This window comes from Flavobacteriales bacterium, from assembly GCA_020435415.1.
In the GTDB taxonomy this organism is placed as follows: domain Bacteria; phylum Bacteroidota; class Bacteroidia; order JACJYZ01; family JACJYZ01; genus JACJYZ01.
This window is the reverse complement of sequence record JAGQZQ010000114.1, coordinates 1-9,153: the sequence shown is the minus strand read 5'-3', so window position 1 is coordinate 9,153 and position 9,153 is coordinate 1. Positions and strand designations below refer to the sequence as shown.

The 9,153-nt window shown below is 47.8% G+C and carries 7 protein-coding genes; 2 read left to right on the top strand and 5 right to left on the bottom strand.

Annotation, left to right across the window (positions count from 1 at the left end):
* The 4 genes from KDD36_13635 to KDD36_13620 all read right to left on the bottom strand — a co-directional run.
* A partial coding sequence (locus KDD36_13635; GenBank protein ID MCB0397691.1) for a T9SS C-terminal target domain-containing protein occupies positions 1-1,608 on the bottom strand: 1,608 nt, incomplete at its 3' end.
* A gap of 44 nt (positions 1,609-1,652) precedes the next feature.
* On the bottom strand, positions 1,653-5,288 hold the full coding sequence (locus KDD36_13630; protein ID MCB0397690.1) for a carboxypeptidase-like regulatory domain-containing protein: 3,636 nt from the start codon (positions 5,286-5,288) through the stop codon (positions 1,653-1,655).
* Between the two features lie 229 nt (positions 5,289-5,517).
* A complete protein-coding gene (locus KDD36_13625; GenBank protein ID MCB0397689.1) occupies positions 5,518-5,973 on the bottom strand; it encodes a hypothetical protein in 456 nt (151 codons plus the stop codon).
* Between the two features lie 5 nt (positions 5,974-5,978).
* Entirely contained in the window at positions 5,979-6,302 is a 324-nt protein-coding gene (locus tag KDD36_13620; protein MCB0397688.1) for a hypothetical protein, read from the bottom strand.
* Positions 6,303-6,378: 76 nt separating this feature from the next.
* Between KDD36_13620 and KDD36_13615 the strand changes: the two genes are divergently transcribed.
* Positions 6,379-6,840: a hypothetical protein gene (locus KDD36_13615; protein ID MCB0397687.1), complete on the top strand. Its 462-nt coding sequence runs from the start codon at positions 6,379-6,381 to the stop codon at positions 6,838-6,840.
* Positions 6,841-6,912: 72 nt separating this feature from the next.
* Here KDD36_13615 and KDD36_13610 read toward each other — a convergent pair whose 3' ends face one another.
* Positions 6,913-8,232 carry an adenosylhomocysteinase gene (locus KDD36_13610; protein MCB0397686.1) on the bottom strand — a complete coding sequence of 440 codons (1,320 nt, stop codon included), beginning with the start codon at positions 8,230-8,232 and terminating at the stop codon, positions 6,913-6,915.
* A gap of 161 nt (positions 8,233-8,393) precedes the next feature.
* Between KDD36_13610 and KDD36_13605 the strand changes: the two genes are divergently transcribed.
* A complete protein-coding gene (locus KDD36_13605) occupies positions 8,394-9,038 on the top strand; it encodes a 4'-phosphopantetheinyl transferase superfamily protein (protein ID MCB0397685.1) in 645 nt (214 codons plus the stop codon).
* Positions 9,039-9,153: the final 115 nt, after the last annotated feature.

The following is a 9,153-nucleotide window of genomic DNA, read 5'->3' as shown; positions in this document are numbered from 1 at the left end:
GTAGTTATTTGAAGAAGGTTTGTTGGTGATATAAACGATCAGTTGTTTATTCATTTCCTGGATGGTCAGATCAGGTGCGTCCGGTCCGTTCAATACTTTAAAGCAGTTATCAAACAATGCCTGTGCCTTATCATCCGTCAGGCGTAACAACTGAACTGACGCCGAGTTGCCACCCTGTGCAGCACGAACCCAAACCGCACCTGTGGTAATGGTATTTACGGCACCTGGCTTCAGGGTAAATGGTCCGGCAGATTGCAGGAAACGACGGTCTGCCGGGGTATTGCCAGAGCTTGCCTCATCCCAGGCTGCCTGTGGCACACCACCTGTTCCCCATCCCAGGGGATCCGAATCGCCTGGGAACATGAAGTCACATAACGGACCACCGGTGTTGTATGCGTTGCTGCCATAAGTAAATGGCACACCGTCTTTCCAGAAGCCGGTCAGGTAGTTATAATAATCCGTAGCTATTTCAGGGTTTCCTGTCACCGTCTGGTCATTGTTATAATACACGAATTTGGACATGATGATCAACTCACCGGGTTCATCGATCGTGCCATCCCGGTCATTGTCGATACCATCATTATCGTCGGCCCTTGGTCCCTGAAAAAAGTCCACACCTATGGCAGGCGGATTGGTTCCATAGCCCTGTGCTCCATCATCGTCGGCATCACCGTTATAGCAATATCCAAGTCCGCGACCCACATCACAACCCACAAAGTCATCCAGGTAGTTCCCCAGATCGGGATCCACCCATTGTCCGAAATAGGTGTTATTTACCTGAAAGGATGAGCGATTAAAGATGCGATACTGGTAAAATGTCATGTTGTTGATCTCATCATTCGTGGCAAATGCAAAAGCCTGGGCATGTACCTCGATACCCATGGGTTCGCCGCCACTTTCTGTATGGATATCCCCTTTATCGTTGAATACCCACCATAGGGTCTGGTCACCGAAAAGTCGTGCAGAGCAACCGGCATCTCCGCTGATATCGTAATCCGGGTAATCACCGGCATATGGATTGTAATTTCCGTCTCCGTCATAATCATAGAAAGGTGCCAGGTAATAGTCTTGTCCATAGGAATTATCACCATGCGCAGGCCAGTCAAGAATAGCCTGAGGAATGGATGCTACCGTTGGATAATTAGGATCGCTGGCAAAACTTTCGACCATGGTGCGGGTCACTTTGAAGTGCTTATCATATTTACTGCAGACATCCGCATCTGTGGTAGCTGTGACGGTGTTCAGTGGGCCGGGCCAAATATCCCATCCCCGTTGGCGATACGTTTGTGCTGCTACTTTAAGCTGTCCTCCGGCATCCACCCCGCCAAGCCACAGGGAACCTGCGAAAAGGGAATTTTTATTGGATCCCTTTGGAACTTCATATTTAGCGGTATTGAAATCCCACCACATATCCATACCCGAAAGTACGCGGGCGCGAACGTTGTTGATATCCAAATCCGTTTGTGCGGAAGGAGGATCACAGGCAGCCGCAATGGACGGCCTGCCACCGTTCTTGTTAACGTTGGAAGCGGTCTTATTAAGATCTTCCCTGGCCATGGCATTGACGGACAAAACGGCTCCAATGGTGATCAAAGTTAAACAGCGCATAATACCTTTCATTTCTATGATGTATAAGTCAATTGGTCAATACATTAAAAATCGATCATCACACCCAGGCGGATTCTTCTTGGAAGGCTGTAGTTGCCCGGATTATTCAACTTGATGGTGTACAGATCGCGGAATGACTGTGGACTGGTTTGTTGCTCGATGATTCCCTGTGTGGTCGGACTGGTAAGGTAACCATCATCATCCGGGTTACCAGTTGCACGGTATACACTAACAATGTTGTCCGCATCCAGCAGGTTGTTGATCTGGGCATAAACATTCATCTCAGCACCTTTCTTCTTGCTTTCGCCTCCTTTGAATTTCAAGGTGAAGGACCTGTCTACACGAAGGTCCAGACGGAACTGCCAGGGAAGTCTTGAACCGTTGATCGAACCTGCCAGTCTGGAGCGGTCATTGATACCGAAGGCTGCAGCCTGAGTAATATTGGCCTGTGCCGAGTACGGCTCACCGGAACGTGCGTTAAGAATAATGTTGGCACCTGTATTTTGAAAGATGGGCTTGCCGAACCAGCGTGGACCATCATAGTCGTCACCACCGGGTAGGCGATAGTCGATATTTCCAACGATCCGGTGACGAACATCATAGCTAAGCGGGCTAAGTGTTCTCAGGTTGGGGAAACCGTCATTGATAAGCGTGATACCTGTGGTAGCAGATGAACCGGTACCATCAGCAAACTGGAGGGTATAGTTGGCATTCAACCTGACATTTCCGGTTCTGCGAAGATCATAGGAAACGGAGAATCCTTTGATCGTACCAAAATCCACATTACCGTAAGTGGTATAGGTCTTGGGATAAGCAAAGTTCACCGGGATCACCTGAATCTGGTCACGCAGTTCGCGATAGAAGGCAGACAATGAAATGGCCGAAGCGGGGCTCAGCTTTTGTTTAAAACCTACCTCATAATCCGTGGTGCGCTCCGGCTGCAGGTCAGGGTTGGCCAGGTTCGGAGAAGTAAAGTTCTGAATATACAGGTAAGAGATCGGGTTGGTGCGCTGGGCGAAGGTCGGACGTTGTGTCAATACGTCGTAGTGGGCAAAGAACACCGCATCATCTGAGATGGGGAACGAGAATGCGACACGAGGCATGATGTTGGTTTGGGGCTCGTAGTCTTTGAAAACATCCGCTGTTACAGCCGTGTTGTTCGGATCAAGCAGATAAGGAATGATCCCTCCTGTGCTGCTGTTTTCCGCAATCGGAGTCGGATCGGCTATCTCTGTACCTTCTGCGTTGTACCAGGTATCTCCGTCGCGGTAACCCAGGATGGCCGATGGATTGCTGGCATCATTCACGTATACCACAAAGTCGTCACCGATGGTACTCGGGTGCTTGCCGAACTGAGTCACCTCAATGGCGGTTTTAGCTTGCTGCATCAGATACTTGTCAGCCAGCACCATTTGGTTGGCATCGTACCTGTCTACCCGCAGACCGATGTTAAACACCAGGTCCTTGAAAGCAAATTTATCCTGGATATAACCGGCGACATAGATCGGTTCAAATGGGGCGATCTCACGTTTGAAGTTTCCGTTGTCGTCTTTATCCGTAAAAAAGCTCTCAAAACTGGGACGGCTGGTTTGTTTGTTACCGAGGTAATCGTAACCGTAATAGTTGATGTAGCCATTACCGTCATTCAGCAACTCATCGGCACTGAACATATCCAGGCTGAAGAATTCAGGGTCCAGGGCATCAATATCTATCCATTGCGTGCTATTCAATGGCAGTCCGAGTTTGGTACGAATGTTCTTGTCAACATACGCCTGCGCATTGGCATCATACAATCTCGGGTAATTGATCGTATCCTGGAATACATCCCAGGCATCAAATACCGGTTGAGGATTGCTGGCATCCAGATTGGCGATATGAAAGTTTGTCAACTGGCGGGCCAGTGTCCACAGTGAGTTTGCAACAAGCGTGTAAAAACGTTCCGTACGTTGCTCATACTCAAAACCGAGCTGGATGGCATGATCTCCGATATCGGCAGAACCGGAAGCCGTCAGGCGGAACTGAGAATTATCACTAAATGAGTATCCGTTGTTCAGACGTCCGGTCATATACCATAAAGAGTATACGTTGTCCGGGCGCATACCATTGAGCATGGCATTACCCTGCAGGATCTGGCTGAGGTTCTCATACCGTCCGGCTGGTTCATCAAAGAAGCTGTAATACTGGCTGGTATAGTTGGCAATCAGGGGATTGAGCTCCGACCTGGTAAATTCAACAAGTGTATCGCGGAAGCCGTCATGCATCCAACCGGTGTAACCGGACACGGGATCCGTGCCATAAGTGTTATAGGTATTTGTCTTATGGGTTTCAAATTTACCCACATAACCATAATCAAAAACATCCTTCTTATGTACTTCGTCCCAGGTTGTCTGGTGTGAATTGGAATAATCCACCTGTATAAAGTAGAAGGCATTCTGAATGGCTGAACCGGTATCCGAGTCAAATTTCTGAGTAAACCTGGCATAAGCCCGGCCTTCGGTGGTGATCTGTTGCGCATTCTTTCCGTAATTCAGGAGCGAATAAGGAAAGAAATAATTGTGTCTGTTATCGTAGTCGAATGACCCACCCAAAGAAATAGTGGTGTTACCGGAAGGCTTCACATCGAACTTACCCTGGGCGCGGTATTCCTTGGACGCTACGTTCATTTTCGCCTTCACATTTTCCAGATCATCCATGGTCAGGAACTCAGCGTTCTTCAACGTACCCGAGCCGCTGGTGTGTTTGCGCAATGGTTCTTCTTCCAGGTTTTTCAGTACATCATCTTTCACTTTCCAGTTACCAACTGCGGAGGGAGTTCCATCCTTGATGTATGCCGCTTCAGCGGAGATAAAGAAACCTGCTACCGTTCTGTTTTTAGATGGGTCTACGGAATCCTTGACCGTCCAGATGGGACCTGTAATACTCCCCCCCACCAGGTTGTATCCGTAACCATCCAGAAATTCCGAGGTCACACCTTCCACACCACCGGTCACAATACTTGAAGGTCCCCGGGTGGTGATATTGATGATACCACCAACGGCGTCACCATATTGCGCAGGTACACCACCAAGCATGGTACTTACTTGCTCGATACCTCGTTGTGGGAGCGAAACGTTGCTTCCTCTTACTTTCACACCATCCACATAATAAACGGTTCCATCTGAACGCTGTCCACGAACGTTGATGGCGCTTCCTTCCGAGGATTGGTATGCACCAGCGGATGTGGCCGCTGCCGTTACGGCACTACGTGTTGGCATCTTATCGAAGTCCTCACGCGTCACGGTTTTTTGTACCACCGTTTCATCTTTCTTGAAAACCGGGTCCTTGTATTTCACGAACTCAACCACGTCGAGATCCACACCTGAAGACAACTCGATGGTCAGGTCTGTGATCTTATCCGAGTTGATCAGAACACCGTCCACCTGCACCTGTTGGTAGCCCACGTAACTTGCCTTCACCGTGTATTTACCGGGGTCGATCGGCTTGATAGTAAACATGCCGTCAAAGTCAGTCGTTGCTCCGCCGGACTGAACGCCATTTCTTTCAATAACTACGTTTGCAAAAGGGATTGCTTCGCCGTTTGCTTTATCAACAACCTTACCTTTTAAAGTACCGGTCTGCGCATAAATACCTTGTACAGCCAAAGCAAAGAGCGCACAGAAAACGGATAGTCTTCGTAGCATAGTGCAATTTTTTTGGTAACTAATGAATCAAAAAGCCGAAAATGTGATGCGTGATTTTCAGAGGGGGTAAAGGTATAAAAAAGAAGTTTTCAATTGCAAAAAGTTTACTAAAAAACTCCATGAATTGATGCGGGGAAATTTATACCAGGAGGGAATATTATTCCGAAGATATGAAATTAGCGTGACACGTGCAATAGCGACCGGTAAAAATTGCCGGATTCACTACCTGTTAAAAGGAATGTGGCTTGTTTAAAATGGCATCCTGAATGATCGCCTGACGTGCATCAAACCGAAAACCACCACGGCGCTTACGTACCATCCTTTGCATCTTCTTCTTTGAAGGTGGTTGCTTTTGAGTAACCCGAACCATCGGAGTGATCATACGCTCCCCTTCCTCACCGATCTCTTCCAGGGGTTTCAGACCAGGTTGTTTTTCCACCAACACCTTCTCACGTTTCTCCAATATACTTTCCGCCCGGGTTTTGGCCGGTGCTTTTTCAGATTGGATGGACTCCGCCTTTTTAACCACAACCACTGGTTCGGGTTCATCCCACTCGTCATCGGGTTCATCCCACGGAACAGACGGTGCTTGACCGGGCGACTGTTTCTTTTGTTGCTGCTTCAGAAAAGAGAACACCACATACCCGATCCCGATGATAATGTATATGACTAGTTTAATGGACATGCCTATTAATTCCTACCTTTTCTGAACCAGCGTATATAAAAAGGATCACGTTTGTGTTCTACCTGACGTTTCGCCTTTTTTTTGTTCTTGCGCATCCGTTTCAATGTTTCTTTGGACTGGATCTTCTTTGTTCGCTTTCTTATTTTTTTCTCCATCCTCCGGTTATCCCTCAACTGCTTTTGCTTGGCCTTCTGTGACTGCCTGTCGCCGGATGCCTGTTGCTTCTTACCCTTTTCATGCGGCAGCTTCACTGGTCCATCGGTCTGGCCGTACGCCACCACTGACATCACCACAAACAAGAGGGCCATCCAATGTTTCCGTCTCATCATCGTTTACCGGGAGATGGTTCTTTTACAAATTTAGCATTTAATAAATGGTAATGCATAGTTTCTTACCTTTAACATGATGAATGCATTTGTTCCGAAAATATTTTATAAAAACCGGGGTTTGTTTCTTCTGACAATAGGTGCAGGCGTATTGCTGGCAGCAACTCTTGAAGGATGCAAGAAGGACAAGGACCGGATTCCGGACGTACTCGTGGACATTTATGTGTCCCCCACCGAACCGGGCTACACAGACCTGAACACACCGGGAGGCTATGTAAATATTGTAGGAGGGTCCCGCGGCATATTGGTTTACCGTCGGTCGTTGGACGAGTTTCTTGCTTATGACCGGCACTGCCCGTACCAACCATCATCCTCATGTGCACGGGTGGAAGTGGATTCCACCGGCATACAGGCTCATGACGCATGCTGCGGATCAACGTTTCTACTACTCGACGGATCGGTGGTCAGTGGCCCTTCCGGACTGCCACTCAAACAATATCAAACATACTTTGACGGTACCTGGGTACACATTACGAATTAACAAACAAGAGCCAGTATCCATAAAAAAAGGGCTCCTTCCGGAGCCCTTTTTGCATTGTAAGCGGGTATGATATTAATACCTGTAATAGTCAGGTTTGAAAGGACCTTCCTGTGGAACGCCGATATAGTCAGCCTGCTCCTTGGACAATACTTCCAGGTCCGCACCGATCTTGGTCAGATGAAGCGCTGCCACCTTCTCATCCAAATGTTTGGGGAGGGTGTACACCTTATTCTCATAGTTAGACGTATTCATCCACAGTTCGATTTGAGCCAGCACCTGGTTGCTGAAGGAGTTGGACATTACGAACGATGGGTGACCGGTAGCACAACCGAGATTCACCAGACGGCCTTCTGCCAGCACGATCACATCATGTCCGTTCACTGTGAACTTATCAACCTGTGGTTTGATATTCACTTTGGACTTCCCGTGATTCTTGTTCAACCAGGCCATATCGATCTCATTGTCGAAGTGACCGATATTACAAACGATGGCTTTGTCTTTCATCGCCTCAAAATGGCGACCAACGATCACGTCTTTGTTTCCTGTTGCAGTAACAACGATGTCAGCCACCTTCACGGCATCATCCATCTTCATTACCTGGTAGCCTTCCATGGCAGCCTGAAGCGCACAGATCGGATCGATTTCAGTAACGATTACACGCGCACCGGCAGCTTGAAGGGATTCTGCAGATCCTTTACCCACATCACCGTATCCGGCTACAACGGCTACTTTACCAGCCATCATCACGTCGGTTGCACGGCGAATTCCATCAACCAATGACTCCCGGCAACCATATTTATTATCAAACTTCGATTTGGTTACGGAGTCGTTCACATTGATACATGGAAGCGGTAAACCACCTTTTTTCTCACGCTCATACAAACGGTGCACGCCTGTTGTCGTTTCCTCGGAAATCCCGCGGATATCTTTTACCAATTCCGGGTAGCGATCCAGCACCATATTGGTAAGATCACCACCATCGTCAAGGATCATGTTGAGCGGTTGTCTGCTTTCACCGAAGAAGAGGGTTTGCTCGATACACCAATCGAATTCTTCATCTGTCAGGCCTTTCCAGGCATAAACCGGAATACCGGCTGCAGCGATCGCCGCAGCTGCATGATCCTGGGTAGAGAAGATGTTACAGGAAGACCAGGTAACCTCTGCACCCAGCTCAACCAGCGTTTCGATCAATACGGCGGTTTGTATGGTCATGTGCAGGCAACCTGCGATCCTGGCTCCTTTTAAAGGCTTGCTGGCACTGAATTCCTCACGGATGGCCATCAGCCCTGGCATCTCTGCCTCGGCCAGTTCAATTTCCTTCCGGCCCCATTCGGCCAGGGAAATGTCTTTTACCTTGTATTTTTCGTATTTGTCCACTGATGTTTGGCTCATAATGTTATTACCTTTCAGTTTGATTTTCAGGTTATTTGAATTCACAAATGAGAATGCAAATGTATGGATTAACTTAACAATTACCAACATTCGCGGATCGCTGGGATTACCCGCCCACGTTATGTATTCATATGTTAATTTTGTCCTTTATTTTAACGACCATGCCATTATTGGAGATGATACCTTTTAAGTCCGGTGACACCCTTGGCATCTGGCATATCAGTGAATCCGCCGATGAACTGACCGGACTCATCACCCTTAGTGCGACTGAAGAAGATAGCCTTGCCACATTGAATCATGAAAATCGAATTACACAGTGGCTGGCTACCCGATGTCTATTAAGAAGGATGGTTGGACCGGGACATGAGATCGCATACCAACCATCCGGCAAACCAGATCTGACCAATACAGAGAAATACATTTCTGTGTCACATACCAGCGAATATGCAGCAGTGATGCTAAGTCACTCACCGGTAGGCATAGACCTGGAAAGAAGAGATAGAACGGTAACCCCTGTCGTTCCAAGATTTTTGTCGACCACAGAGCAAAAGGTCCTGAACAATGTGAATACCCCCCACCCTTCCTCACATCTCCTGGCATGGTGCGCCAAAGAGGCACTATACAAGTGGGATGGTGCAGGATCCCGAACCATTGATTTCAAACACGATATGGAAATATTGGATGGTCCGACATCCACAGGAAACGTCTTTCCCATTTCTTTACAAACAAAAGGCAGAAAACAGGTTTTTCAGGCGCATTATGTGGTCAGGGATCATTTTGTTCTGGTCTACATTGTGAATAATTGATAATATTGCGGGCATGCCACATGTACAGGACATACTTAATGATGCGCGCGCCAATGGCCAAAAGCTATTTGCCCTGTTGATCGATCCGGATGATCTGAACCAGGGACAGCTTGCA